General features: G+C 68.9%; 29 protein-coding genes, 1 tRNA gene and 1 pseudogene. 26 read left to right on the plus strand and 5 right to left on the minus strand.

Features of this window, described 5'->3' with window-relative positions:
- Window positions 1-242: 242 nt before the first annotated feature.
- The 8 genes from eccB (at window position 243) to HMPREF9336_RS10245 (ending at window position 9,770) form a co-directional block, all read left to right on the plus strand.
- Window positions 243-1,952: a type VII secretion protein EccB gene (gene eccB / locus HMPREF9336_RS10210; RefSeq protein ID WP_021030473.1), complete on the plus strand. Its 1,710-nt coding sequence runs from the start codon at window positions 243-245 to the stop codon at window positions 1,950-1,952.
- 74 nt (window positions 1,953-2,026) lie between these two features.
- Window positions 2,027-6,079 (plus strand): type VII secretion protein EccC, encoded by a 4,053-nt coding sequence (locus HMPREF9336_RS10215; RefSeq protein ID WP_007466695.1) that lies wholly within the window; start codon window positions 2,027-2,029, stop codon window positions 6,077-6,079.
- Window positions 6,080-6,174: 95 nt separating this feature from the next.
- Window positions 6,175-6,489 carry a CD225/dispanin family protein gene (locus HMPREF9336_RS10220; protein ID WP_007466701.1) on the plus strand — a complete coding sequence of 105 codons (315 nt, stop codon included), beginning with the start codon at window positions 6,175-6,177 and terminating at the stop codon, window positions 6,487-6,489.
- Window positions 6,490-6,514: 25 nt separating this feature from the next.
- A complete protein-coding gene (crcB, locus tag HMPREF9336_RS10225; protein WP_007466706.1) occupies window positions 6,515-6,913 on the plus strand; it encodes a fluoride efflux transporter CrcB in 399 nt (132 codons plus the stop codon).
- Complete coding sequence (locus HMPREF9336_RS10230) at window positions 6,910-7,272, plus strand: fluoride efflux transporter FluC (protein ID WP_007466708.1); 363 nt, start codon at window positions 6,910-6,912, stop codon at window positions 7,270-7,272. The genes crcB and HMPREF9336_RS10230 overlap by 4 nt, the downstream gene beginning before the upstream one ends.
- Before the next feature lie 510 nt (window positions 7,273-7,782).
- On the plus strand, window positions 7,783-8,115 hold the full coding sequence (locus HMPREF9336_RS10235; protein ID WP_021030474.1) for a TNT domain-containing protein: 333 nt from the start codon (window positions 7,783-7,785) through the stop codon (window positions 8,113-8,115).
- On the plus strand, window positions 8,112-8,714 hold the full coding sequence (locus HMPREF9336_RS10240; RefSeq protein WP_007466713.1) for a hypothetical protein: 603 nt from the start codon (window positions 8,112-8,114) through the stop codon (window positions 8,712-8,714). Before HMPREF9336_RS10235 ends, HMPREF9336_RS10240 begins: the two co-directional genes overlap by 4 nt.
- A gap of 417 nt (window positions 8,715-9,131) precedes the next feature.
- Entirely contained in the window at window positions 9,132-9,770 is a 639-nt protein-coding gene (locus HMPREF9336_RS10245) for a DUF2461 domain-containing protein (protein ID WP_007466715.1), read from the plus strand.
- Here the strand turns inward: HMPREF9336_RS10245 and HMPREF9336_RS10250 are convergent.
- From HMPREF9336_RS10250 to HMPREF9336_RS10265, 4 genes are all read right to left on the minus strand, one after another.
- On the minus strand, window positions 9,762-10,997 hold the full coding sequence (locus HMPREF9336_RS10250) for an amidohydrolase (protein WP_007466717.1): 1,236 nt from the start codon (window positions 10,995-10,997) through the stop codon (window positions 9,762-9,764). The two genes, HMPREF9336_RS10245 and HMPREF9336_RS10250, sit on opposite strands and share 9 nt — an antisense overlap.
- Before the next feature lie 42 nt (window positions 10,998-11,039).
- Window positions 11,040-11,112: transfer RNA gene (locus HMPREF9336_RS10255), tRNA-Arg, on the minus strand.
- Window positions 11,113-11,327: 215 nt separating this feature from the next.
- Window positions 11,328-12,665 (minus strand): hypothetical protein, encoded by a 1,338-nt coding sequence (locus HMPREF9336_RS17535; protein WP_021030475.1) that lies wholly within the window; start codon window positions 12,663-12,665, stop codon window positions 11,328-11,330.
- Window positions 12,665-13,675 (minus strand): tyrosine-type recombinase/integrase, encoded by a 1,011-nt coding sequence (locus HMPREF9336_RS10265; protein ID WP_007466721.1) that lies wholly within the window; start codon window positions 13,673-13,675, stop codon window positions 12,665-12,667. The genes HMPREF9336_RS17535 and HMPREF9336_RS10265 overlap by 1 nt, the downstream gene beginning before the upstream one ends.
- Before the next feature lie 268 nt (window positions 13,676-13,943).
- Here HMPREF9336_RS10265 and HMPREF9336_RS10270 point away from each other — a divergent pair, with 268 nt between their 5' ends.
- The 3 genes and pseudogenes from HMPREF9336_RS10270 to HMPREF9336_RS19015 all read left to right on the plus strand — a co-directional run bounded on the left by HMPREF9336_RS10270 (window position 13,944) and on the right by HMPREF9336_RS19015 (window position 15,991).
- Window positions 13,944-15,128 (plus strand): helix-turn-helix domain-containing protein, encoded by a 1,185-nt coding sequence (locus tag HMPREF9336_RS10270; RefSeq protein ID WP_021030476.1) that lies wholly within the window; start codon window positions 13,944-13,946, stop codon window positions 15,126-15,128.
- Between the two features lie 208 nt (window positions 15,129-15,336).
- Window positions 15,337-15,525, plus strand: a pseudogene (locus tag HMPREF9336_RS19335) (BRO family protein); the annotation flags it as partial.
- A gap of 304 nt (window positions 15,526-15,829) precedes the next feature.
- Window positions 15,830-15,991, plus strand: coding sequence for a hypothetical protein (locus tag HMPREF9336_RS19015; RefSeq protein WP_244431656.1), 162 nt, complete (start codon window positions 15,830-15,832; stop codon window positions 15,989-15,991).
- Window positions 15,992-16,042: 51 nt separating this feature from the next.
- Here HMPREF9336_RS19015 and HMPREF9336_RS10280 read toward each other — a convergent pair whose 3' ends face one another.
- Complete coding sequence (locus HMPREF9336_RS10280) at window positions 16,043-16,336, minus strand: helix-turn-helix domain-containing protein (RefSeq protein WP_021030479.1); 294 nt, start codon at window positions 16,334-16,336, stop codon at window positions 16,043-16,045.
- Window positions 16,337-16,448: 112 nt separating this feature from the next.
- On the opposite strand from HMPREF9336_RS10280, the gene HMPREF9336_RS10285 reads away from it, so the two are divergent.
- The 15 genes from HMPREF9336_RS10285 to HMPREF9336_RS10360 all read left to right on the plus strand — a co-directional run bounded on the left by HMPREF9336_RS10285 (window position 16,449) and on the right by HMPREF9336_RS10360 (window position 25,726).
- On the plus strand, window positions 16,449-16,979 hold the full coding sequence (locus tag HMPREF9336_RS10285; protein ID WP_007466730.1) for a CD225/dispanin family protein: 531 nt from the start codon (window positions 16,449-16,451) through the stop codon (window positions 16,977-16,979).
- A complete protein-coding gene (locus HMPREF9336_RS10290) occupies window positions 16,976-17,290 on the plus strand; it encodes a hypothetical protein (RefSeq protein WP_007466732.1) in 315 nt (104 codons plus the stop codon). The genes HMPREF9336_RS10285 and HMPREF9336_RS10290 overlap by 4 nt, the downstream gene beginning before the upstream one ends.
- A 30-nt stretch (window positions 17,291-17,320) precedes the next feature.
- A complete protein-coding gene (locus HMPREF9336_RS10295) occupies window positions 17,321-18,031 on the plus strand; it encodes a chymotrypsin family serine protease (RefSeq protein ID WP_007466734.1) in 711 nt (236 codons plus the stop codon).
- 50 nt (window positions 18,032-18,081) lie between these two features.
- Window positions 18,082-18,279: a hypothetical protein gene (locus HMPREF9336_RS10300; protein WP_007466736.1), complete on the plus strand. Its 198-nt coding sequence runs from the start codon at window positions 18,082-18,084 to the stop codon at window positions 18,277-18,279.
- Window positions 18,276-18,692 (plus strand): hypothetical protein, encoded by a 417-nt coding sequence (locus HMPREF9336_RS10305; protein WP_021030480.1) that lies wholly within the window; start codon window positions 18,276-18,278, stop codon window positions 18,690-18,692. Before HMPREF9336_RS10300 ends, HMPREF9336_RS10305 begins: the two co-directional genes overlap by 4 nt.
- Window positions 18,689-19,351, plus strand: a complete 663-nt coding sequence (locus tag HMPREF9336_RS17545) for a hypothetical protein (RefSeq protein ID WP_021030481.1) — start codon at window positions 18,689-18,691, stop codon at window positions 19,349-19,351. Before HMPREF9336_RS10305 ends, HMPREF9336_RS17545 begins: the two co-directional genes overlap by 4 nt.
- 26 nt (window positions 19,352-19,377) lie before the next feature.
- Window positions 19,378-19,548 (plus strand): antitoxin HicB, encoded by a 171-nt coding sequence (locus tag HMPREF9336_RS10320; protein WP_211235464.1) that lies wholly within the window; start codon window positions 19,378-19,380, stop codon window positions 19,546-19,548.
- The gene (locus HMPREF9336_RS10325) at window positions 19,533-20,123 is read left to right on the plus strand and encodes a hypothetical protein (RefSeq protein ID WP_007466741.1); all 591 of its coding nucleotides are present in this window, start codon (window positions 19,533-19,535) and stop codon (window positions 20,121-20,123) included. Before HMPREF9336_RS10320 ends, HMPREF9336_RS10325 begins: the two co-directional genes overlap by 16 nt.
- On the plus strand, window positions 20,120-20,764 hold the full coding sequence (locus HMPREF9336_RS17550) for a hypothetical protein (protein ID WP_156920391.1): 645 nt from the start codon (window positions 20,120-20,122) through the stop codon (window positions 20,762-20,764). Before HMPREF9336_RS10325 ends, HMPREF9336_RS17550 begins: the two co-directional genes overlap by 4 nt.
- 202 nt (window positions 20,765-20,966) lie before the next feature.
- Window positions 20,967-21,353, plus strand: a complete 387-nt coding sequence (locus tag HMPREF9336_RS10335) for a WXG100 family type VII secretion target (protein WP_007466744.1) — start codon at window positions 20,967-20,969, stop codon at window positions 21,351-21,353.
- Complete coding sequence (locus tag HMPREF9336_RS10340; RefSeq protein WP_007466745.1) at window positions 21,353-21,646, plus strand: WXG100 family type VII secretion target; 294 nt, start codon at window positions 21,353-21,355, stop codon at window positions 21,644-21,646. The genes HMPREF9336_RS10335 and HMPREF9336_RS10340 overlap by 1 nt, the downstream gene beginning before the upstream one ends.
- Window positions 21,647-21,650: 4 nt before the next feature.
- The gene (locus tag HMPREF9336_RS10345; protein WP_007466747.1) at window positions 21,651-23,021 is read left to right on the plus strand and encodes a WXG100-like domain-containing protein; all 1,371 of its coding nucleotides are present in this window, start codon (window positions 21,651-21,653) and stop codon (window positions 23,019-23,021) included.
- Window positions 23,018-23,659, plus strand: coding sequence for a hypothetical protein (locus HMPREF9336_RS10350; protein ID WP_007466749.1), 642 nt, complete (start codon window positions 23,018-23,020; stop codon window positions 23,657-23,659). The genes HMPREF9336_RS10345 and HMPREF9336_RS10350 overlap by 4 nt, the downstream gene beginning before the upstream one ends.
- The gene (locus tag HMPREF9336_RS10355; RefSeq protein ID WP_021030483.1) at window positions 23,646-24,068 is read left to right on the plus strand and encodes a YbaB/EbfC family nucleoid-associated protein; all 423 of its coding nucleotides are present in this window, start codon (window positions 23,646-23,648) and stop codon (window positions 24,066-24,068) included. Before HMPREF9336_RS10350 ends, HMPREF9336_RS10355 begins: the two co-directional genes overlap by 14 nt.
- An 8-nt stretch (window positions 24,069-24,076) precedes the next feature.
- Window positions 24,077-25,726 carry a hypothetical protein gene (locus HMPREF9336_RS10360; RefSeq protein ID WP_021030484.1) on the plus strand — a complete coding sequence of 550 codons (1,650 nt, stop codon included), beginning with the start codon at window positions 24,077-24,079 and terminating at the stop codon, window positions 25,724-25,726.
- Window positions 25,727-25,731 lie beyond the last annotated feature (5 nt).

The following is a 25,731-nucleotide window of genomic DNA, read 5'->3' on the forward strand; positions in this document are numbered from 1 at the left end:
CGCCTGCACTTACGCAGTGTGCCCCGTCCCGCGTCTGCGGGACGGGGCACACTTGTTTTTAGGCTGGTGAAGACATCTGATCCCCACTTGACCGGCAGAGAGGATTGGGTACGATAGACCTACGCGCAGCGCGAGCTGTGACGGGCAGTGGGGTCATGCGGCCGGTATGGGCATAGACCTGGTTGAAGAGGGCCTGCGGGGCGAGCACCAGCGAGGACCAGGGAAGAAAGAAGGCCGGACGATTGTCTGACAAAGAGGAATCGGGCGGAATCCGCAGCTATGCTCGGAATCTCACCACTCGGAGCCAGGTCAATGGTTATCGCTTTTTGCTCAGCCGTATGGAACACGCCATTGTCCGTCGGGACATTCGAATGCTGCACGACCCGATGCGCTCGCAATACCGCTCCTTGATGGTCGGCATGGTCCTTGGCGTTCTCGTCCTCGCCGGATGCGGCATTTGGGCGTATTTCAGCCCGAACCGTCTGATCAAGCAAGAGCAGGACACGTTCATTTCCGGGCGCGATTCCGGCGCCCGGTACGTCATGGTGAACGGCAAGCTGCACCCCGTGCTCAACGCGGTCTCGGCCTGGCTGATCACGGGCAAGAAAGTGGCTCCGGTGTCGGTGAAGGAGACCGAGCTGGGCAAGTACTCGCGCGGCCCGCTGGTCGGCATCGTGGGGGCTCCGGACTCGATCATGGGGGGCACCTCGACCACGAAGTCGGAGTGGTCGATCTGCGACACGACGATGGTCGGCATCGGATCGAGGACGCAGCAGGAAAACCCGCCGAGATCCACCAAGGTTCCGGAGTACCCGGAGGGGAGCATCGAACTCTCCATCGTCGAGGGCCAGGCGCGAGGGGCCGTGCTGCCGCCCGACTCCGCGTTCCTTGTCGCGTACAACGGCAAGAACTATTTGGTCTACGGGGACGGCAAACGAGCCGAGATCAACCTCGACCCGCAGCCGAACCTTGGCGACGAGCAGCGCAGCCGCGAGCAAGCTGCCGCGAACAACGCGGTGATGTCCGCCTACCAGCTCACGGAATACCGCAAGCAGGACATCACCAAGCAGCAGCATTTCCCGAGGCAGATCAGCGACGGTCTGTTCAACTCGCTCGAGGAGCTCAAACCGATCGTCCCGCCCGAGATCCCGCACCGGGGCGACCCTCCGCCCCAGGCGCTCGGCGTGAGCAACATCCTGGTGGGCACCGTGGTCAAATCCCGGAGCACGACCAGCAACGAGGACCAGTTCTACGTCATCGAGTCCACTGGCTACCAGCCGATCACGCGGGCGATGGCCGATCTCATCCGCAACTCCAGCGACCAGATCGGCACGGACATCAAGGTGTTGCAGCCCAGCGAGCTCAACCGCCTCCAGATCGCGCACGAGCTGGACGTCGACTGGTACCCGCCGGTGCCGCCGAAGATCCTCGATCCGAAGGCTTCTCCGGTGATTTGCTACAACTGGTCGAAGTCGAGGGGCGAGGCGCAGAGCAAGGCGCGCCTGTTCATGGGCAGCAAGGAGCCGATTCCGGCGAACGGAGATCCGGTCGAGCTGGCTTCCGCGGACGGCGGCGAGACGGTCGACGCGCAAGGCGTGCACCATAACAACGGGATCGACAAGGTGTACGTCCAGCCGGGAACTGGCTTTTTCGCCCAGGGCATCGGGATCGCGCCGAACAACGAGAAGCACGGGAGCATCTTCTACGTCGCGGACACGGGGGTGCGTTTCGGCATCCAGAGCCTCTCCGACGCGTCCGCATTAGGCCTTCCCGCGTCCAGCGCGGGGGACGGCTCGGTGGGGCTGCCTGTGCCGTGGAGCATCCTCGGGAAACTGCCGCAGGGTCCGACATTGTCCCGCGCCGACGCGCTGGTGGAGCTGGACTCGGCTGTGCCGGCCAACAACCCCGCGCCGTTGTATGTGCCGCAGCAGAGCGGCAAACAAGGCGGATAGCGGCGCGCGGTCGGGGCGCGTCCTGCGGCACGAAATCTTAGAGGCGGCGAATGTGAGAAGCGAGGAAGTAACGAATGACCACTGAGGGGTTTATCCGCAAAGCGCGGATCGCGCAGCCTCGCATGCCAGGCGGAGAGATCAACCTCCAACCGCCGCCCGAGGTCACTCGGAGCATCCCCGGCGGGTTGATGCAGAAGCTGATGCCCGTGGTCATGGTCGTCGCGATGGTGGGCATGATGTCCATGATGGTCGCGACGGGCCGCAGGCAGCTGTCCCCGCAGATGTTCATCTTCCCGCTGATGATGCTCATGTCGATGGCGGGCATGACGGCGCACGGCGGCGGCAAGGCTTCGAAGGCGGCGGAGCTCAACGAGGAGCGCAAAGACTATTTGCGTTACCTCGTCCAAACCCGCGACGAGGTGCACGACACCGCGATGGCGCAACGCAAGTCCACGACGTGGTCGCAGCCTGACCCTTCGCGGCTCGTCACATTGATCGGCACGCGACGCATGTGGGAGCGCCGGACCAACGACGCCGATTTCTGCCATGTGCGCCTCGGGCTCGGCAGTCAGCGGCTGGCCTCTCGGTTGATGGCCCCGCAGACCGCGCCCCTGGAAGACCTCGAACCGGTGACTTCGGTTGCTTTGCGCCGTTTCGTGCGCACGCACTCCGTCGTGCACGACATGCCGACCGCCGTGTCGTTGCGCGGCTTCCCGTGTATCGGCTTCGACGGCGACCGCAGCGAGGTCCGGTCGTTGATCCGGTCGTTGATCATGCAGATTTGCACCTTCCACGGTCCTGACCATGTGTTGGTCGCGATCATCACTTCGGACGTGGAGGGCGAGGCGTGGTCGTGGGCGAAATGGCTGCCGCACTGCCAGCACCCCACCGCGCGGGACGGGCTCGGCTCGGCTCGGATGATTTACGACTCGCTGCACGACTTCGAGACCTCGATGCCGGACCTGAGCGAGCGCGGCAGGTTCGCCCGCAGCGCGCCTGTGATGGCGGGCCGTCAGCAGATCCTCCTGATCTTGGACGACGGTTACGTCTCCGGCGATGAGAAATGCGTCTCCGACGCGGGGTTGGACTCTGTGACCGTGGTCGACATCTGCCCTGGCAGCAACAGCCTCTCGCGCCGGGGCCTGCAGCTCGCGGTCGAGAAGGGCGCTGTCGGCGCACAGGCCGCGAACGGGCTCGAAGAGTTCGCGAAAGTGGACAACGCGTCGATCGCCGAAGCGGAGGTGTTCGCCCGTCGCATGTCGCGCTACCGCACCGCGACGGCGGCCCAGATGCTGAGTTTGGAGCAAGAGACCACCACCGTCTCGGACCCCGGGCTGATGCCGTTGCTCGGCATCCATGACGCGGGGAGCCTCGACCCGAACGTCACGTGGCGGCCCCGTTCTTCGCGCGAGCGCCTTCGCGTCCCCATCGGCTTGGCAGCGGACGGCTCGCCCTTGGAGATCGACATCAAGGAGGCGGCCGAGTTCGGCATGGGGCCGCATGGGCTGTGCATCGGGGCCACCGGTTCGGGAAAGTCGGAGTTCCTCCGCACGCTCGTGCTCTCCATGATCATCACGCACTCCGCGGACGCTTTGAACCTGGTCCTGGTGGACTTCAAAGGTGGCGCGACCTTCCTCGGCCTCGACGGGGCCCCGCAGGTCGCGGCGGTCATCACCAACCTTGAAGAAGAAGGCGACTTGGTGGACCGCATGGGCGACGCCATCAAGGGCGAGATGAACCGGAGGCAGGAGCTGTTGCGCTCCTCCGGCAACTTCGTGAACGTCGCGTTCTACGAGGCCGCCCGTATGAACGGGGCGACGAACGCGCAGACCGGGCTCCCGCTCGACCCCTTCCCCGCGTTGTTCATCGTGGTGGACGAGTTCTCCGAGCTTTTGAGCCAGCGGCCAGACTTCGCGGATTTGTTCGTGATGGTCGGCCGTCTCGGCCGAAGCTTGCGCGTGCATCTCCTCCTCGCCAGCCAGAGGCTGGAGGAAGGCAAGCTCAAAGGCCTCGACAGCCACTTGTCCTACCGGGTCGGCCTGAAGACCTTCTCGGCTGCGGAATCCCGGACCGTGTTGGGCGTGCCCGACGCATACCACCTCCCCGCGATCCCAGGCTCCGGCTTCCTCAAGTGCGACTCCGACGAGCCGAGGCGGTTCAACGCCTCCTACGTCTCCGGGCCGTACGTGCCGAAACGAGGCGGCCCGAAAACTGCCGAGGTCGCGAAGAGCGTGTACGGCGACGTCCGTCCGAAGATGTTCACCTCGGCGGAGGTTCCTATCGAACTGCCTCCGGAGCCGGAGATCCTCGAGCTGGAAGAGCCCGAGGAGGAATTGGTCGACGATTCCCATCTGATGAAAGACGGCAAGCGGATCACCCTGTTGGAGATGTGCGTGGCCCGGTTGCAAGGCCATGGCAGCCTCGCGCATGAGGTGTGGCTGCCGCCGCTCACCGACTCGCCGACGGTGGACATGCTCCTCCCGCCGGATTTCGACTGGCGCGACGACAGCAAGCGGTACGGCAACTTGATCATCCCCATCGGGACCGTCGACCGTCCGTACGACCAGCGCCGCGACAACCTCTACATCGACGTGTCGGGCGCCGCCGGGAACGTCGCGATCATCGGCGGCCCGCAGAGCGGCAAGTCCAACGCGTTGCAGACGATGATCATGGCCGCCTCGGTGCTGCACACCCCGGAACAGGTGCAGTTCTACTGCCTCGACTTCGGCGGCGGCAAGCTCTCCGGCCTCGCGAACTTGCCGCACGTCGGCTCGGTCGCGACTCGTCTGGAGCCGGATCGGGTGCGCCGCACCATCGCCGAAATGCTGACGTTGATCCGCAATAGGGAAGAGCGGTTCCGCGCGCTCGGCATCGACTCCATGCGCGAGTTCCGCCGCCGCAAGACCGCCGCGCTGGCCGCGCCTCCCGGCACGCCCGACCCGCTCGCCGACGACAAGTTCGGCGACGTGTTCCTGATCATCGACGGTTGGGCCGCGGCGAAGGACGAGGACGAGACGTTGCAGCCGAAGATCCAATCGTTGGCGACGCAGGGCCTTTCCTACGGCGTGCACCTCGTGCTCGCGACCAACCGCTGGGCGGACATCCGGTCCGCGATCAAAGACGCCATCGGCACCCGAGTCGAGCTCCGGCTCGGCGACCCGATGGAGTCCGAGATGGGCAAGCAGGTCGCGAAGGTGGTGCCGAAGAACAAGCCCGGCCGAGGCATCAACGTCGAGCAACTGCATATGCTCATCGGGCTTCCCCGGATGGACTCGCAGACGACGGACGACAACATCTCCGAAGCCGTGCGGTCTTCCGTGGAAGAGATCAAAGCGGTGAGCAAGCCGGGGGCCTTCGCGCCCGAGGTGCGCATGCTGCCCGAGCAGATGCACCGCAACAGCCTCCTCGGGCTGCTTTCGGCCGAGGACCGCACGCCGACGAAGGCGCTCATCGGCATCAACGAGAGCGAGCTGGCCCCGGTGTTCGTCGACTTCAACAGCCAGCAGCACTTCATGGCCTTCTCCGACCCCGAATGCGGGAAGACGACGCTGCTGCGCAACATCGTCGCCAGCATCATGGAGAACAGCACGCCGGAGCAATCGAAGATCCTGCTGATCGACTACCGGCGCACCATGCTCGGCGCCGTGCCGGACGACTTCCTCATCACGTACTGTTCGAGCATCGACCAGACCAAAGCGGTCATGGGCGCGATGGCGGGCAAGCTGAAAGAGCGTCTCCCGAGCGTCAACGTCACGCAGCAGCAGCTGCGAGACCGCTCGTGGTGGTCCGGCGCGGAGTACTACGTCATCGTCGACGACTACGACTTGGTGGCCACGAACCCGAACCCGTTGCTTCCCCTGGTGGACTACCTCGGCCAAGGCAAGGACGTCGGTCTGCACCTCATCGTCACACGCCGCTCCGGCGGTGTCGGCCGGGCCATTTACGATCCGGTTTTGGGCAGGCTCAAGGATTTGACCACCGACGCGTTGCTCATGAGCGGCAGCAAAGACGAGGGCCCGGTCATCGGCGGCGTCAAAATGTCGGCCATGCCGCCCGGCCGAGGCACGTACATCACCCGTGCGGGCGGCAACCAGCTGATCCAGATCGCATATATGCCGCCGCTCTAAGCCCGCGCCACCAGCGCACGGGTAGAGTATGGGCGGAATTCGCGAAACTTCGGCCTGCCGCAGCGCGGGCCGCCGAACCCTGAACGGAAACACGGATGACCCAAGCCACCGAACAGCACATCGCGTACGTCCAGCCGGGTCCGCCTCCGCCGCCTCGCCAGGTCGGTCCGCCACCGTCCAACGTCGGTTGGGCGGTCGCGGCAGTCGTGTTCTTCTTCCCGTTCGCGTTCGTCGCGTTCACGAACGCGCTGAACGTCTTCCCGCTCTGGGCGCAGGGCGACGCGCAGGGGGCGCAGGAAGCCTCGAACAAGGCGAGGTTCTGGGGTTGGTTCTCCATCGGCGCGTACGTCGTCTCGACCTTGCTCGTGCTTCTGGCATGGCTCGTCTGCCACATCGTGAAGGGGAAGTAGCTGCTGGCCCGGAACTAGGCAGTCTATGATTGAGCTTTTCCTTGTCGGCTTGGGCGGCGGAATCGGCTCAGCGGCGCGCTACGCGCTCGGCCAGCTATGGCCGAGCGTTCCAGGAGGTTTCCCCGCCGCCACGTTCGTGATCAACACGAGCGGATGTTTTTGCATCGGCGTGCTGCTCTCGGCGATTCTCGAGCGCTGGCCCAAAGCGGCTCGGCCGAGGCTCTTCTTCGGGACCGGCTTCCTCGGCGGCTACACCACGTTCTCCACCTACACTGTGGAGACAGCGCGTCTCGCGCAAACAGGACACGCGTTGCAAGCGGTCGGGTATGGCTTGGCCACAGTGGTCTGCGCTTTGGCGGCGACAGCTACGGGGGTGTGGATCGCGCGCCGTGTCTTGCGAATGGCGGGCGGAGGATCCCGATGACCTTGGCCGAGGTGTTTGTGGGAGGCGTGCTCGGAGCGCTCGTCCGTTATCTTGTCGACCGCAGTTGCCGGAGCAAATGGCCGACCGGCGTGCCATGGGGGATCGTGGCGTGCAACCTCGGCGGCGCGTTTTTGCTCGGCGTGCTCGCGGGCGCGACGACGGCGCAGGCGGTTGGAGCCACCTTCGGGATCGGTTTCTGCGGGTCGCTCACCACGTACAGCACATTCAGCTACGACACGGCGCGGCTCTGGGAGCAAGGCAAACCGAGAGCCGCGCTCGGCAATCTCCTGCTCAACGTCGCGCTCGGGCTCCCCATCGCGGCGACCGGGATCGCGGTCGGGTCGTTGTTGTTCAGCTGACCCTGGCAGGCGGGGGAGCAGGGCCGGGCCGGGTGGCGAGCGCTTCGCGCAGCCGGGTTCGCGAGGTTCGCAGCGTCCTGCACACGGAGATTCAAACCTTGTCCGCCCTTCCGCGAGGAACGCTCGTGCTCGCGCGCCCGCGCATGGATGTCCGAGATCCGCGCCGCGCGGAGCAAGCCACGCAGGCCGGAATCGAGCCAGCGACGGTGCGCCAACGATTCGCGGAACTTGTCGGCGCTGACCGGTTCGCGGCGGATCTTCAGGCCGTGCTGCGCCCGCCGTCGCAACCGACGGGCCAAGCGGTTCGCAGGCGCGCTTCCCCCGACTGCCCGCGAATAACGGGAGAGGCAAGGCAAGCGCGCGGGGTATCCCAGGAGGATCGCGGTCAGGCGGCAGTCCCCGGCACGCAGGCGCAGACGGCGCAGGACTATGCTTCCCGTCAGAGATGGGCCAGGGAGCCCGGAAGTCTCTATGGGTGTCCGTGAAGTTCGTTCAAAGGAAGGCGACGGCATGACAGAGCCGGTGGCGCAATTGAACAGCATCCCAGCAGGGGAGGAGTTCGACCATTTCGGCCCGGAGACGGGGAGGTGGCTGTACCCGAAAGGGGTGTCGTTCGCCTCGCGCTCTTTGCCGCCGGAAAGCTTGGTCGAGCCATATCAGACGTACACGGCGACCGGCGAGCCGTTCTTGCCGGGATGGGGCCTTGAGGAATCTCGGGCCGTGCCGTGGTTCGGCCAGCCCGGAGGCGGAGTCCAGTACTTGATCGTCGCGCCGCCCGGAGAGCTGCCGTGCGTGGAGAGCCTTGTGCTCATGGGGGTTTTGGAGCCGGGGAGCTGGAAATGACCAATCCTAATTTCTTTCCCGAGCCGTTGCGGCGGATCGTCGCGTCGTGGGATTACTGGGAGCAGGTCGCGGGCGAGGCTCGCCGCGCCCGCGCGGAAGCCATCGCCCAAACCGGCAGGCCCGTGCCGCCCCCCACGATGCCGATCGGCCCCAGAATGTCGCCGACCGGCGAGTTCGGCCTCTTCACGCCGCAGATCGTCTTCATCCTCGCCCAGACCCCGAACGGTTATCGGATCGACGTGCAGGACCGGGGCGCTCGCAGCCCGTGGGCGGAGATCAGCGACTTCTACGATTTGGAGAAATTCTTCGTCTGGCGGATCGGCGACATGGTGCGCCGGGAGTACGGCCTGCGGCCGCTGTCCGCTGTGTTCTACGAAGTCGGATGGCAGGGCGGGGTCCGAGCCGAGGCGGTGGACCCGGAGAACTCGCGCCTGGTCCGCTTGTTCCTCGAGGACGATCCCCAGCCGAGGGCGATGCTCGGGCTTGCGGCGGCCATCCCGTTCAGCCATGTGCTGCAGCTCGACCTAGCGGAGCTCGAACAGCACCTGCGCACTCGGATCCCGCCGCAGGCGCTCCCAGAGGGGGCCGCTCGGGCCTGACCACGGGCAACCCTGGCGCCATTCGCCAGCCAACGCGGAGGCCTGCTCGTTTCACCCGACGGTGTGCCTGCGCCCTGCGCCCGTGGCCGATGTTCTCGGCAAGATGGCACAAGGCGCGGCGCGCCCGCGATTTTCGCCAAGCCCAGCGCCACATGAGGTTTCCACGCCGAGTAGGGCGAGACCAGGGCGCGGAGGATGCTTCCGCCTTCGACTGGGCGATCGGAGCATTGCGCGCCTGTACGGGCTTGTGCTTCCGGAAGGACGAGCGCGAGGTGCTTTTCCGGCGGCGGGATAGCCGCACGGCTCGGGCTGGCCCATCCAGATCGCCTGCGGAGCCGTGCCCGTTTTCTTCCTCTTCTCCGCAGAGTCTTTCTCCGGCCTGGCGTGGAGCGTATCCTCCTGCTGAGGAGGCGTGCGATGAGCGAGTTCACAGGAGTGCCCGAGGACGCGGTCGCCTTTTACCGCGAGCTCGTTTTGAACAATGAGAAGGCCTGGTGGGAGGCCAACAAATCGCGTTACGCGACCTCCGTGCGCGAACCGATCGGGGCGTTAGTCAAGGCTCTTGAGCCCGATTTCGGCGAGGGCGCGTTGTTCCGGCCCCACCGCGACGTCCGGTTCAGCAAAGACAAATCGCCGTACAAAGACCGGCAAGGAGCCTGGATCCCAGCGGCTCCTGGGATCGGCTGGTACGTGCAGATCGACTGGAGCGGGCTCAAGACCGCCGCAGGCATATACGCGCCGAGCCCGCCGCAACTCGCGAGGCTGCGCGCGGCGGTCGCCGACGACGCGAAGGGCCGCGAGCTGGAGGGCCTGCTCGCCGCGCTGCGCGAAGCCGGCCTCGACGTGCGAGGGGAGCAGCTAAAGACAAAGCCGAAAGGATACCCCGCCGATCACCCGCGCCTGGAGCTCCTGCGCCACAAGAGCCTCGTGGCTTGGCACGAACACGGCTTCCCCGAGTGGCTCGACCAGCCCGAGGCGGCGAGCCGAGTCCGTTCGGACTGGGACTCCATGCGACCGCTGGTCGACTGGCTGGCAGTCAGGGTCGGCTCAGACTGACGCAGGACGGCCCAGCCAGGCCCGGGCGGCGACGACGAGCGCCTCAACGCCAGTGGAGAGCGTCGGCTCGATCTCCGGCGCGAAATCCGAGGCGTGGTTCGACGGCACCTGGCCCCGGTCGGCGTCGAACCGCGCCTGCGAGAAGCCGCCCCAGAACCAAAACACAGTGGGAGCGCCGACCGCGGCCCCGAAAACCCCGACATCCTCGCTGCCCGTGATCGGCTCCGACAGCTCGAAGACGCGCTCGCGGCCGAACCGCTCCAAAAAGGCCTCGGCGACCCGCCCGGTCGCCACAGGGTCGTTCTGCAACGGATCGAAACCCTCGTGGCGGACGATCTCCGGATCTTTCCCGCAGCCCGCGGCCAGCGCCTCGCCCCGCGCGATCCGCTCGACCGCCGCAAGGATCTGGTCTCGGACCTCCGGGGAGAAGGATCGAATCGACAGGCCGAGCTCGGCCTCGTCGGGAATGATGTTGTGCTTGGTCCCCGCGCGCAGATAGCCGACAGTGACCACGGCAGGGGTCAGCGCCGAAAGCTCGCGCGAGACAATCGTCTGGAGTTTTAGCACCACCGACGAGGCAAGAACCACCGGGTCGACCGTAGTCTCGGGTCGAGACCCGTGCCCGCCCCTGCCGAACAGTCGCATCGTGACCACATCCGCGCCCGCGAGCGCCACACCCGGACGGTAGGCGATCTGACCAGCGAGAAGCGGCCCCACATGCTGCCCGAGCACGACCTGAGGGACAGGTACCTTCTCGAAGAGCCCGTCCTCCACCATGGCTTTCGCGCCGGACCCGCGTTCCTCCGCGGGCTGGAACACCGCGACCACGGTGCCAGACCACTCCGAGCGGGCGCCCGCCAAGATCCTCAACGCTCCGACCAGGCAAGTGACATGCATATCATGTCCGCACGCGTGCATGACCGGGACCGTATGCCCGTCCGGATCGGTCCCGACGTCCACACTGGCGTAATCGAGCCCGGTCTTCTCCTGCACCGGCAGCGCGTCCATATCCGCGCGCAACAGCACCACCGGGCCGTCGCCGTTGCGCAACACCGCAGCGATCCCAGTGCCCCCGATTCCTGGGTGAACATCGAGGCCGAGCCCGCTGATCGCATCAAGGATCCGCCCCGCAGTGCGATGCTCTTGGAACGACAGCTCCGGATGTCGATGCAGGTCGCGATAGAAATCGGCCAAGTCGTCCACACGCTGGTCGGCGAATGTCGTCATGGGCTCAAAATACCAGGGCGAGCGGTGATAGCAGGTGTTGTGTGACCCCGAGAGGAATCGAACCTCCGACACAGGGTTTAGGAAACCCTTGCTCTATCCACTGAGCTACGGGGCCGGCGGATCGGTTTATTGACCGGCCCGAATTGGCCGATTCATGTTAGCAGGATAGCGGCGGGGGCGGCGAATTCGTTTCTTCCGGCCCGGAAGGGGTGTTTCGGAGTCTTCGAGGGGGCGTCGTGAGCCGTTCCGGGGCCGTCGCGGCGGACGCGGGCGGCCTCTAGCACGGGGGCGGTGTCTCGGGTCTTTCGGCGGCTCGGGCTGACGTTGGTGTCAGGCTGTGGGTCTGAGCCGTTCGCGGTCGATGGCGTGTTGGGCGAGGACGTTGCGGGCGAGCATGTGGCCGATCATGAAGAGGAGCTGTTTGCGCCAGGTGTGGGCGATCATCCGCTCCCCGTAGAGCGTGCGGTCGACGATGTTGTTCCAGGACTCGGAGTCCTCCCGCCATCCGTAGCGGTCCTGATAGACCCCGCCCTCGGGAGCGTGTTGCCGGATTCGTTCGGCTCGCGGCTTGCGGACGGCACAGTCCTCGTCCGTGTTGTCGAGGCGGATGGTGAGAGTCTTGCCGCACGGTAGGACGAAGTCCTGGTACCAGCGGCAGGCGTGCGGGGGCTTGTCGTTGCGGCGTTTGGCGAGGCGCTTGCGGGCGAGCCTGGTGTAGTGGACGTCGCCGGTGTCGAGCTCTCTGGACTCGTGGAGGTCGCCGTTCAGGGTGGCGAGCTGGTGGCGCCGTCCGCAGGGGCAGTCCGCGACGATCTCGAAGGGCGTCGGCGCCCCGGTCATCCGATTGACCGGGGAGAGGACGACGAGGCCGTGTTTCATCATGCGGTCGATGTGCTTGCCCCGGAACGCCCCGTCGTAGCAGACCCCGTCGACGTCCCCGTCGAGCTCGCGCACGCGCCGCAGCGCGTCCTCGACCATCTCGACGGCCTTTCCGGACTCGCCGCCGTAGCCTTTCGCGGACGGGAGGTGGGCGACGTCGAGCAGGATTCGCGCGTTGCGGGCGTCGGAGGCGCGCACGCCGATCAGGGCGAACTTCGACCCGGTCACGTAGGCGTCGGAGTCCTCGCCCGCCTGCTTGTGCAGCGCGACGTCGAGCGGGCGGCCTTGCTCCCTCCAGCGGTCGGCGGTCTTCGACAGGACGGGGCAGGCGACGACCTTCCCGTCGCCGACGATCATGTTGTGGCGCTTGGGGTCCGCAGGGGCGCCCGTGCCGTCGAAGCACCCGGCCTCTATGGCTTGGGCGACGGCGAGGTCGGCGGCTCGCTCGCGCAGCGGCCCGACGTGCTCGGAGAGACAGCCGCGCCAGGTCTCCAGCTGCCCGCGCCTGGGGGGTTTGCGGGAAAGGTCCTCGCCCGCGGCCCGTCTCGCGGCGAGGCGCACGAGGCGCCAGGCGCGCTCGGAGGCGAGCAGCGTCGCGGCGGAGCGGTGGCTGCCGGTGACGCCGCCGGCGAGGAGGACGTAGAGCAGGCCGACGAAGGCGGGGTGCTCCTTGCGCCGCCCGGGGGTGCGGGAGGGGCGCTCCGGCACGGACCGGGCCAGCTCGTGCAGGCGCGCGCTCTTCGCGGCCTCCACGAGCCAGTCGATCTCTGCCAGGGCGTTCTCGGACATCAGCTGCTCGGAGCCTCCTCGGCCCGAGCGTTCCAGTCCCAGCGCAAATCGCGGGCGGTCTGGTCGAGGGACTGGGCTCCAATGAGGCGCGCGGCCTCCTCGACGCGCCCCGTCTCGTCGAGGACGCGCCTGGCGGCCCACAGGGTGAGCGAGGCGGGGGTGACCTCGTGGTCCGGGTCCAGGCCCGCGCGGGTGAGCGCGGAGCGGGCGACGTTGAAGACTTTGATGTGCTGCCGGTGCGAGGCGCGCGGCGCGGCGAAGAGGAGGCCGGCGGGCTCGGGGACTTGCAGCCGCAGGTAGGCGAGGCGGTTGGCGACCACGCGGGCGGAGCGCTCGTCGAGCACGACCGAGCGGGGGAGGCGCCCGACCATGCCGGGCAGGGCGACGGCGCGGGTCTCGGGGTCGAAGTCCCCGGGGGCGAGGAAGGCGGCCTCGCTCGCCCAGGCACCGCAGAGCATGAGCGCGACCGCCGCGGGGCGGACCCAGGCGGGGTTGTCGTCCGCCAAGAACCGGACTCGTTCCGCCTCGTCGTCGGAGAGGGGCCGGGGCGTGCGGGTGGCGCCCTTGCGGTTGAACAGCTCGACGATCGCGGCGGGGTCCTCGGAGGTCCATCCGGCGGCGGAGGTCGCGGCGAAGAATGCCCGCAGCGCCGAGCGCCGGTTGCTCTTGGTCCGCCCGCTCACGTCGGAGGAGACCTGGCCTCGCCGGTCGCGCCCGAGGGCGTTTGTGAACGCCCCGACGAGGGCCGCGTCCACATCCTGGAGCCTGGTGACGCCGCGGGCCGCGGCGAAGCGCGCGAGGCGCCCGAGGATTGAGGCGTACTTCTCGACGCTGCGCGCGTCGAGGGTCTTCTGATCGGCCCAGGCGGCGACGACCGCGTCGACCGAGCCCGCGAGCGTGGCGGGGGTCTCGGGCGGCAGCGCCGGCGCGGGGTTGCGGCAGGCGAGCACCACCGCCTGGATCCTCGGGTCTTCTGTTTGCGGACCTGTTTCCGGGCGTGCTAAGGTCATAGGAATACCCCCTCTGGGTGGTTGATCATCGAAAATCCGGGTCTCGCCCGGACCTCCGCTCCGAGGTCCAAGTCGGAGAAGAGGCGGGATAAGACCTCGAAGCGAAACGCTTCGAGGTCTTTCTCGTTCTAGGGGCCCATCGCCGTCACCGCTTAAATCTCGATTCTCGATAAATCTAACGGGCCGAGCGTAGCACGACTCGCCGCCATTTCGCCATAGTCGATTCCCGATGTCACGCTATGATGGTCGGGACCGAGAGGAGCCGATAGTGCCGAAACCCGACGCGGCGGCCGCATTCGACAGCGCGGCGTTGCGCCGCGCCCGCGAGGCGAGGGGGCTCTCGCGGGCCGAGCTCGGACGGGCCGCGAAGACGGACGCCGAGGTCGTCGCCATGTGGGAGGACCAGGGCGTCGTGCCGACCCCGGCTCGGATGAAGCTCGCCGCGGAGGCGGTGGGCTTGTCGGTCGAGGACCTGTACAAGCCGGCCCAGGGCGGCTCGCCGCTCGCCGCTCTGCGGATCAGGGCGGGATACGGGCAGCGCGCCCTCGCCCAGCGCGTCGGCGTCTCGCAGCCGCTCGTCTCCCGGCTGGAGCGCGGCAGCACCGAGCTCTCGCAGGACGTCGCGAAGTCGTTCGCCGAAGCCCTCGGCGTCACCGTGGACGAGGTCCGGGCGGCGGCCGATGCCTCGCGCCCGGACTCCCCGGCTCCGTCCGAGCCGAGAGGGCGAGGGGGCCCGGCCCCGGTCCCGGCCGCCCCGGGCCGTCTGGGGACCACCGCGCACCTGGTCGGCGTGGTCCGGTGGGACGGCTCCCGCGACCTCGTCGCGGCGCCCGCGTCGGCCCGCCCGTGGCGGGTCTACTCCCCGCAGGGCGTGGACCTCGACGAGTCGGACGGCTTGTCGGACCTGCTCGACGGGGCCGCCACAGCGCTGCGGCGGCGCGGCTACACGGCCTTCCGCACCCACTACGAGGCGGAGGTCGTGCTCGACGGCGAGACGCTGTGCGTGCTGCGCGCGCAGGTCCAGCCGAAGAGCGAGACCCGGCTCAAGACGCTGCGGGCGCTGATCGTCGCGTTCGTCCCGGGGGCGACCGTCGGGGGCTCCCCGGTCGATCCGGAGGTCAAACGGGGGTGGCGCGACCAGCTTGAGGCGGCCCTGCCCGAGCACAAATGGGGCCAGCGGCTCGTGGTGGTCGCCGAGCCGGAGGACACCTTGCAATGGCTCGGGGAACAGGCGTGGCCCGACAAGCCCCACACGGTCATCCTGACCTCCGCCCCCGAAGGCGCGCCGCGCGTGATCGCCTTCCACGGCGGCCGGGCCGCCGCCGTCCTCGACCCGCTTGGCCGCTCGGCCGAGGTCGCGGTCGACCCCGACGAGCCGGCCACACTCGGCGACGTCGCGGCCAGGCTCGCCGCAGAGGGGAGCCCCAGAACGACCGATGGCCCCGGGATGTAGTCCCGGAGCCATCGGAGGCCGTCCGCGAGGCAACGCGGGCGAAAACAGAACGACAGGAGTTCGTATGAACATCAAAGCACATCATCAGTCGAACGTGCCGGAGCCCGCGCCGACCGCGCCCACGCCGATCCCAGGCGAAGTCGTGCCCGTCGCGGAAGCCGAGGAGGCGAGAGGCTTCGACTGGAACGGCTATCTCATTCGAGTGATCATGAACCACAGCGAGCCGTGGTTCGTCCTCAGTGATCTTTCTAAAGCGTTGGGGCTTTCTCGGAAACCGGCAGCGACAGCTGAACGGCTTGATCCCGATGGTGTACGCCAGACGTACACTATCGACTCCCTCGGCAGAAAACGGCAGGTCACGGTGATCGACGAGTCGGCCATGTACCAGCTGGTGATCCGCTCGGACAAGCCCGAGGCGAAGGAATTCCAGCGCTGGATCACCAGAGAGGTGCTGCCGCAGATCCGCAGGACGGGGATGTACCTGCCAACGACGTCGGCGGACCCGTACTCGGTGATGCGGGCGATGCTCGACCAGCTGGAGTCCGTCGACCGCAAGGCCGCTGAGGCAAAAGAGATCGCGGTCCGCGCCGGGGAGCGGACCGACCTCGTCGAGGCGAGGGTCGACTTGATCATGGGCGGGCACGGCCCTCGCCTTCGCCAAGGATCACAGCCTCGACACGTCCGGGGTCCGGTTGTCGAGGTTGGGGAGCGTCGCCGCCCGCCTCGCCCGCGCCGACGGGATCAAGCTCGAGCCGGTCCCAAACGTGAGGTACGGCGTCGTCAACTCGATGCCCGAGGAGTACTGGATGGCGGCGGCGAAACAGATCGGCCTCGTGGCCCAGCCCGACGCGCAAGCGGGCTGAGCCGCCCCTCCGCCGCCGTCCTCGCGGACCATCAGGCCTGCCCGGCCTTCCTCACTCCCGCTTCGGCAGGTGGTTCAGCGGCGCGACGAGGTCGCCGATGTTGGTCTCAAGCCCGATGGCCAGGCGCAAGAGGGCTTTGGCCGTGGGGTTGAGCTTGCGGTTCTCGTAGCGCGAGATGGTGTTGCGCGGGATGCCCGTTCGCTCGGCGAGCCCGTCCAGGGACAGCTTCCTGGCGACCCGCACCCGCTGGAGCTCGACCGCGAGCGGCGAGATGTCGACCTCGTCGCCCGCACGGGCGGCGGCAGGAATCGCTTGGCGCTTTCCTATCTCCTGGTCGTCGGGCATAAGTCCAGCATGACCGGCTTTCAGTCCGATGGGCAGCAACTTATAAGTAGACAATTCTACGTATAGGTTGATAGGCTCGCCTCCAATCCCCCAACGGAACCAGGAGCGCCCCATGGCCGAGCCGTCGCCGCCGCATCCCCAAAACCCTCCCTACGAGCCGCACCCGTACGGCTGGCCGCCCCCTGGCTGGCCCGGCTACCCGCCTGTCCAACCTGCGACGGAACAGCAGGCGACCGCGCCGAGCCCCTACGCCGACCCGTGGGCGCGACACACCTCGGCTCAGCCGCCCGGCTACCCGCCCTACGGCCAGCCGTACCCGCCGCCCTACAGCTACCCGCCGCAGCAGGCGCAGCCCGAGCGCCCGCAGGCCGTGGAGCTGCCGCCCTCCACGATGGTGTGGTCGATCATCTCGTTCGTCGCGGTGCTGTGCTCGGTCAACCCCATCGGCTGGGTGTTGGCCGGTGTCTCGATCTATTACTCGACGCAAGCGCCGAAGCTCTTCTCCGCAGGCCAGCGGGAGCAGGCGCAGGAGGCCGCGAAGAAGGCGAAGCTCTACGCCATCGCCGCGCCGGTGGTCGGGATCGTCACGGGCTGTTGCGTGGGAGCGATCCTCGCCGCCGCTTCGGGCGGAGGCGCGTCATGAGCCCCAGCGCAGCGATGGACGTGTCGCCGCAGGCCACCGCCGAGGGGTTCGACGAAGCGCTCGTGGTGATGCGCTCGGCGTGGGAGGCCACGGTCGAGGCCTCGTCCGAACGGGAGGAGCAGGACCGGCTCGCCTTGGTGATCCGCTCGGCCGCGTCAGCCCTCCAGGACGCGACGGCCCGCTCCGAGCTCCCGGACCGGCTCCGCTTCGTCGTCCGCTTCGACCCGCTGGCCGACCGACATGCGCCTGTCGAGCTCGACCTCGTCCTCGACGCCCCCGTGCTCGTCATCGACCTGCCCGACGAAGCCTGATCCGCCCATCGGCCCCGAAAGGACCAACCCATGCGAAGAATCCTCGTCCCGATCCTCGCCGCGCTGTCGCTGCTCGCTGCGCTGCGCCCGTCGGTCGCCAACGCCTCCAACGCGGCGGAGGACGTCGTGCCTGGCGTGACCATCGGGGAATCTCTGGACGACTCGACCCGTCCGAGCTTGACCTCGGCCGACAACCGCCGGTTCTGCACGCTCGCCTTTCTCGTGAGGACGTCCAACGGGGGAGCCGGAGCGCTCACCGCCGGGCACTGCGTCGACGACGCTCCGGCCTGGATTTTCCTCGCGTATTCGCCCACCGACGCCTGGCGCCCGTTCGGCCACCCGCTCATGCGCGCCTACCGGGACGACGAGGGGTCGGACGTCGCGTTGCTCGCGGTCGACCAGTCCGCCGGGATCCCGGTCGACGCGCGGGTCGGTTACAAGTACCCGGTCGGCGGCTGGGCGGACGGCGCGACGCTTGAGGCCCAGCGCCCGGAGCTGTGCGCGTGGGGCGCGATGACCGGCCTGACCTGCGGCCCGTTCCTGCGGGTCGTGGGCGGCAAGGGGCAGTTCCGGGCGCCCTCCCGGCACGGCGACTCCGGCGCGCCGGTCTTCGCGCAGATGGCCGGGGGCCAGGTGGCGGCGGTCGGGGTGCTGGACGGGAGCCCGGCCGACGACGGGGGCGTGATCACGTTTGAGCTGATCGGGCCGTGGTTGCAGAGGTGGGGCCTGACGCTGCTGTAGGCCCAGCGCCGACCACCGAGACCCGACGACACGAGAAGAGAGGACCGGCCATGCCCGAGCTGCGAATAGAGCTCGCCGACGAACAGTTCCATGACGTGGAATGCGCGGCCCTGCTCAGCGGCCGCACGCCCGAGCTGTTCGCGCTGATGGCCGTGCTCGACGAGGCGCACGGGCTCGTGCAGGACCCGTGGCCCATCTGTCAGCGCTTGAACGACCACTTCGAAGACCTGATCCGGAGGCTTAGATGACCGCCGTGCCGACGCCCCGCCCGCTGCGCCGGCTCAGCTGCGACGACGTCGCGGCCGGCTTGATGTACACCGGCGGCGGGCACTGGTCCTCGCGCGAGGAGGACGCGTCGGTCGAGGCGGCCCTCGTCGAGGCCCGTCCCGGCATGGCCGGCGACGTGTTCGACGCGGCGGGCGCGCTGCTCGCGGCGCTCGCCCGGGCCGAGTACGACAGGCCCGACGCGAAGCGGGCCGCGTTCGTCGGCACGTGCGTGTTCCTACATATGAACCGCAGGCCCGCCCCAGCCGGGCTGGACCAGGACGCGGCGTACGAGCTCGTCACGGCGGCCTCGGAGCGCCGCATCGGCGCCTTGGAGGCCGCCGAGCGGCTGCGGGGGCTGTGGCTGGGCGGCGATGGCGCGGAGGAGACGAGATGACCGAGGCGAGCATAGATTTCACCGACCAGGAGGTCGCGCTGGTCACCCGCGCCGCGCACTGCTCGGAGGCCCTTCAGCCGAAGGCCTTCGTGCGCGAGGCGGCCGTGGCCGTCGCCCGCCGCAGGCTCGCCCTCGCGGAGGCCGTGGAGCGCGTCTGCGACCGTTCACGCCCGGTCCTGGAGCTGATCGCCCGAAGCGGAGACGAGGCCCCGGAGGCGAGGCCGGCCAGGGCCGAATGGCCCCCGGTGCCGTCGGCCCCGCCTCTGGACGAGGACGAGGTCCGATGGGCCGCTCGCGCGGCGACCGGCGCCTCCCTCGCGGTGTTCGACCAGGGCGTGTTAGACGACGTCCTGGCGGAGCACGCGGTCACCGACGGCCTGGACGTGTTCGAGCGGGCGGCGACGTTCCTGGTCGGGCTCGCCACCCGCGCGCCGTTCGTGCGGGCCAATCGGAGGGCCGCGTGGGCCGCTGCGACAGCCTTCCTCGACCTCTCGGGCTTCCGCTTCCACAGCTGGGGATTCGACGAGGAGGCCGCCGTGCGGATCGTGCTCGACGCGGCGGAGGACAGAGCCGACCGGGACCAGGTCGCGCAGCGGCTCCGAGCGATCTGGCTCGGCGCCGCGCCGGCCGGGTCCGACGACGGGGCGGAGGAGCGGTGAGCGGCGCCGGCTCGCATACGTGCAGAGTGGCCTGGTCCGAGGAGGACGGCGAGCACGTCGGACTGTGCGCCGACGCCTATCCGTCGCTCTCGTGGCTGGCCCCGACACCCGAGGAGGCGCTACGCGGGATCGAAACGCTCGTCGCGGAGATCGACGACGAGACGAAGGAGAGGAGCAGCAGATGGAACCCCCGGTGAGAGCCGAGTTTTTGACCGTGCCGCTGAGCGACCACGAGCTGGCGTGGCTGCGCGAGCTCGCGCAGGACAGCGGCAAGGAGCCCGTGGACGTGTTGCGCGCGCTCCTGTCGCGCGCCACGTACGAGCTGCGCTGCCGCGAGGCGGCCTGGCGCGACCCCGCGAGGTGGACGAGCAGGAGCAGGGCGGCGATGGACGGGCGTCCGGAGACCATGGTCGAGCACGACCGGGAGACCCGCGTGACGACGATCGCGGTGGACGGCCAGCCGGTCGTCGAGGTCCGCGACCCGGTCGTCCTGCGGCGCCTGCACGCCGCCGTCACAGGCGCCGTCATCGAGACGGAGACCCCGGACGCCGTGGCCGACAAGGACGCGTACCGGCTGCTCGTGCGCCTCGCCCGCGACCTGCGCCCGGCGTGGTCCGCCGCCGCGGGGCTGAGCGCGCGCCATCCCGACACGCTCGGCCTCGTCGGCATGGCCCCGGCGGACGTGGACCGCCTTGAGGCGGTCTACCGGGGCGCGCGCTCGACGATGGAGGCCATGCGCGCCGACCACGACGAGACGAAAGAAGAGGCGTGAGCATGGCCGACGACGAGACGAAGGAGCACGAGATGACGGAACCCGCCGACACGGACGAGGTCGATCCGATCGACTGGACGGACAAGGAGCGCTGGGGCCCGTGCCACTCTGGCGTCGGGCGCGGCTGGTACCCGGCCGTGCTTGCGGCCGAACGGCAGTTGCGCGAGCTCGTCCCCGGGGTCCAGATCCAGCAGGTGAAGGAGAAGTGGGGCGGCCTGCGGCTTTATTACCACTGCCCCGACGGGACGCCCGGCGAGTCCGCGCACTTGGCCTATCTCGCCGTCGAGGTCGCCGAGGAGCGCTGCTGGGCGGCCTGCGAGAAGTGCGGGGCCCCCGGCCGCGTCCGGGACGACCGGGGCTGGCGGCTCGTGCTGTGCGACGAGCACCAGCGCAGCGTGCCCGGCGCGGGGAAGGGCGGGCGGCGCGGCCCCGCGCCGGGGCCTGGGGCCGCGCTCTCCCGCCGCTTGGCCGTGGTCCGCAAGCTGCGCGAGGCGTGTGAGGCGGCCCGCGTGCTCGCCGACCTGTGTCCCGACGAGCTCGCCGCGTGCGGCTTGACCGCGGGCGACGTGGAGGCCCTGGAGGGCTGGTGGCGCGCGGCGCTCGTCTCGCTGGTCGCGTTGGGCGCGGCGGAGGGGCTGTGAGGGGCGAGGGCGGGGCGGGGTCCTGTTATAGCTATCAGGCATGGCAATTGGCATGGCTGGTTTCGCTACCTCGCGGTTGCGAGTGTCTGCGGGGCTATGTATCTTTCAACCTGGCTTTCATAATCCCCATCACCATGCGGAGGGCTGAGATGATTACACGTGCGCGTTGCGTCGATGTCGCGCGTGCGGGGCGGTTCGCGCTGTGAGCGCGCAGCAGGGCGGAGGCCCCGGGGGCGGCCAGGTCACCGCGTCCCCGGAGCAGATCGCCGCGACGGGGAAGTTCGCGGCGGCGAAGGCCGAGGAGATCGAGTCCGGGGTGAACGGCTTCGCCTCGGAGGTGGAGGAGTTCTGCGGCTCGGGCTGGCAGGGCCAGGCCTCCGACGCGTTCAAGCCCCCGTTCGACGAGTGGAAGGCGGCGATGCTCGACATCGGGAAGGCCTTGCAGTCCACCTCGGAGCGGTTGATGTCGGCGAGCCACGAGTACGCGCAACGGGAGACGGAGAACAAGGAGCTGATCCACAAGAGCGACGAGAAGGTCCAGCAGGCCGCGCGCGAGGTCGCGCAGCTGGAGGGGAAGGGCAAGGGCTGATGCCGGGCAAGTACGTCGCCGACCTCGACCAGATGGACTCCACGGTCTCGCGCATGGAGGCGTTCGAGAACCAGGTGCAGTCCTGGACCGAGGAGATCGACGCGGAGGTCAAGAAACTGCACGTCAGCTGGAGCGGGGACGCGGCCTCGGCGCAGCAGGCCGACCATGACCGCTGGACGAAGGACGCGCAGGCGGCGAAAGAGGCCCTGGAGAAGCTGAAGGCCGTGATGCGCAAGGCGCACGAGAACTACACGGGCGCGAACACGGCGAACAAGGCGATGTGGGCAGGGTGATCGCATGGTGAAGAACGACGTGGAGTTCGCCGCGTACTCGACTTCCTCCACGCATCTGCTCGACGTCAGCTCCGGGGCGCGCTCGGCGCTGACCAACCTCGCGTCCGCGCTGCAAGGCTCCCTCGGCGGGGCCGGGGGCACCGACGAGGCCGGGCGGGAGTGGTCCCAGCAGTTCGACCCCGCCATGAAGGCCGCGCTGGAGGGCGGCGCGGCGACGGTCAACACCACGGGCAACCACTCCGGGCTGCTGCACGCGAGCGGCCTGAACCACGTGAAGGCCGACGCCGCGTCCACGATCGGCGGCGGGGACGAGTCGTTCCCTGCCGCGCCGAGCTTCACGGAGTTCACGGCCCCGTCCGTGCCATCAGCGGACGGCGGGCCGAACAAGGCTCCGATGGGCGGCATGGTCGGCAAGATCTGGTCCTGGATCGAGGACAAGGTCGGCTTCGTCTGGCCCAACGGCGACCCCGGCAAGCTCCAGTCCGTGCAGGCCGCCTGCCAGCAGGCCGCCTCGGCGATCGACGCCGCCAAGGGCGGGGTCGGCTCGGCGAAGGGCCTCATGGGCGCGCAGCAGGCCCCGGAGATCGCGGACATGCTCGGCAAGCTCGGCCTGGACGAGACCGACCTCTCGGACCTCTCCGACGGGCTGCGCGAGCTCGGGAGCTCGGCGGGCGAGCACGCCACCAACATCACGAACGCCCACAACGCCCTGTTCAAGGCCATCGAGGACTTCGCCATCGAGACGGCCGCGTGGGAGGTCGGCGGCGCGATCCTCTCGGTCTTCACGGCGGGGCTCGGGGAGGTGCTGGCGAACGGCGCGGTCGCGCTGCGCCTGGCGAACCTCGTGCGCAGGCTCAAAGAGCTCTACGAGATGTTCAAGAACGCCGTGCGGGCCACCCTCGCCGCGATCCGGGCGCTGCCCGGCAAGCTCGGGGCCAAGGTCGCCGCGATGTTCGCCCGCGGCGGCAAGGCGGGCGGGAGCGCGGTGAACGCGGAGGCCGAGCAGGCCAGGCTCGCCGCGAGGGCGCGCGACCTGCACAGCCGACTGGTGAACGCGAAGACCGGCAAGCCCGACGTCCGCGCGCAGAACAGCCGCACCTCCGCCGCGATGAGCACCAAGGAGGGCAAGGACGTCCTCGCCGGCGGCGGCAGGGACCTCAACCCCGCCCAGCGCGCGGCGGCGGGCCCGAACGACGTGGTCGCGATGCAGCCCGGGGCGCACGCGGAGGTCACCGCGATCAACGGCGCGAAAGAAGCCGGACTCACCCCTTCGCAGATTGCGGTGTCCCGCCCCATCTGCGACAATTGCCAGACCGCCATCCAAGAGAGCGGCGGGACCATACACCCCGATGGAATGGGAGCCACCTGGCCATGAGCAGCAGCTTCGACCTGCTGGACTACGGTTCGCAGGTCTACGCGAAAGTCGACGCGCTCTCCTCGGAGAAGCAGCTCCTCTTCGAGGCCGGGCTGTGCGAGGTGCTCTACACCCTCGTCGCCGCCGTCGCCAAGGACGAGGACCCGCGCAGGCTCGCCGCGTACCGCCATGGGCTCGACGTGATCCGCCGCGCGGCCCAGGGCGAGGCGCAGCCCGAGTCCGCGGTCGCGCAGGCCCGCGACGCGGTCGACTCGCTCATCCCCGACGACGACGCCCCCGGCTGGGGCTGGACCACCCCGCTCTGGCAGAACGCGGGGATCAGCGTCTACTACACGCTCGGCGTGGTGGCCGGCGACGAGGAGGCGGGCTTCCCGCTCTCGCACTACGTCGAGGCCGCCGACTACGTCGCGCAGTCCACGAGCGGGCTCGACACCCCGCTCCCGGGCATCGAGCGCGAGCCGGTCGTCGTCCAGGCGCGCCAGATCGTCGCCGACATGGTGCAGGCGTTGGAGAACATGGACCTCTCCCCGGACGCGGTCGCCGGGTACTACGGCCAGCTCGCCGGGGACGGGCGCTACCTCGCGTCCATCGCCGAGAGGCTGCGCGACGAGGCCAGGGCGCGCGGTGTCAACATCTGAGCCAGCCTTCGAGGACAGGCTGGAGGCGTGGGCGAAGCAGGCCGAGCAGGCCCAGGCCCGGCTCGCCCAGGTTCGGGGCAAGGGCACGGCAGTGGACGGCTACCTCGTGATCACGGTGGACGCGGCGGGCAAGATGCTCTCGATGACGACCGACACGCCCGTGTCGGGGCTGCACCACGAGGACGTGCAATCGGCGGTCATGCGCGCCTACCGGGCCGCGTGCGCCGACGCGGAGAAGCAGGCCGGGGCGATCACCGCCGAGCTGTACAAGGACCCCGAGATCCGCGACGTGCTCTCCAAGGCGAACCCGAGCGCCAAGCTCCCCGAGCCCCCGCGCGCCGCTCCGTCCGCGCCGGAGATCGACGACGACGAGTGGAACGACGCGAGCGCCTGGCTCCGGAAGGCGTAGGGCGAACTGTGAAATGGCGGTGGCCGGACCCCCAGCGTGACGAGTGGCGCAGAGAGGACCGGGAAGCTCGGGTGGCCAGGGATTCGGTTGCCAAATGGATGGACTTGGCCGACCAGGTGGACCTTCAGGTCCAGGGCTCGACCAGGCTCGTGTACACCTCCACGAACAAGGCTCTTGTGCTCGCGGGACAACTCGGCGTGGACATCGAGAACACGCTTTCCCTGAAGACCGTCGCGGGGGTCGACGCGAAAATCGCTCGTGGTAGTCGTGAGTCGCAGTCCAGCGGGGCGCCGCTGAAAGACCGACCGTTCGACCTGGTCCAGGCGGCCACGGACGCGCTCGCGAGGACGAAAGGCGATCTCATCCGGGTCCGCGACGCGAGGAAGAACGAGAGGCGCTACGTCAAAGTGCGGGCTTGGGCGGTGTGCGGGGGGATGGCGGCGAAGGCGGTCCACCCGGAGCACGAGGCGGACCGGCGCGTCGTTTGGTGGGCCGGAGAGGCTCCGGAGGCGTCGTTCTTCCTCGCGGGCAACGTGAAGAACTTCGTCACTCCTCTCGCGGAGGGGCTCCTCCCGGACGGCGGGGCGCCGATCCGGTGGAACCCCTCCGACTACGGCGGTTCCGACAAGATGGTCACGTACTTGGCGCGCGCCGCCGTAGAGGACGGTGACCGCGACGACGAGGTGTTCCCGGAGGACTGGACGCACAGAATGCTGTTGACGTTCGGGCTGGAAGAGCGGTGGGGGACCTCCCCCGCGATCGAGGAGGGCTGGTACGACTTCGTCTTCCGCTGCGACGACGCGAGAACCCTCGTGGAGCCCGCCGGGCTCGACGTGGTCCGGCGGCGGCACTGGAAAGACACCCGTCGGCATGTCTGTCTGGTCGGATCCCCACTCTGGGTGGCGCGGGCCGAGAGGCCGACGTACGGCTGGTACCGCGTCGGCCGCTGCCACGTGGTCTGCGACGAGTCGTACGCCGTCGAGGGCCATCCTGTCGAGCCGGGGGGGCTATTACGCGGAGCGCGAGGGGGGACGGTGGACCGGCAGGGTCGGACTGCGCTGCTCGAAGCACTGGCGGTCTGGCGCGGAGCTGCGCAGGTTCGAGCGCGAGACGATCCCGCCTCCCGAACTCGGAGCGACGCCGCCGCCGGAACCAGGCACCCCGAAGATCGACTACTGGATCACGACGGAGGCCCAGGAGTCCAGGGACCGGTCCGCCGCCCTGAACTTCCTTCGCCCTCCCGATTCGGTGATGGACTGGACGCAGCGCGCGGCCCCACACCTCGGCCAATACCTCCTCCACAGGCCCGCACGGCCGGACGGCGCGCTCGCCCGGATCGCGTGGGCGATCGGTCTGAGGCCGGTCGAGGAGTCGGCCGGGTGACGCTTTTCGACTTGTTCGCGCAAGTGTGGTCGGTCCTGCTCTGGTGCCTTGGCCTCGCGTTGGCGGGGTTCGGCGTGTGGGTCGTGTGGAAGTCCTGGCCGCGTTCGGGCACCGGCCTCGAATGGGGCCTCAAGATCGTCTTCTGGGCGCTGCTCGGGTATGCCCTCTACGGCTGCTACCACTGGTTCGCGGACCAAGTCGAACCGCCCCCGCCTCCGGAGCCGCCAGCGCGCCACCACAGCCCCTACTCCCCGTACGGGGAGAGATTGAAATGACGGTC

Origin of the sequence: Segniliparus rugosus ATCC BAA-974 (genome assembly GCF_000185725.2) — a bacterium.
Lineage (GTDB): Bacteria > Actinomycetota > Actinomycetes > Mycobacteriales > Mycobacteriaceae > Segniliparus > Segniliparus rugosus.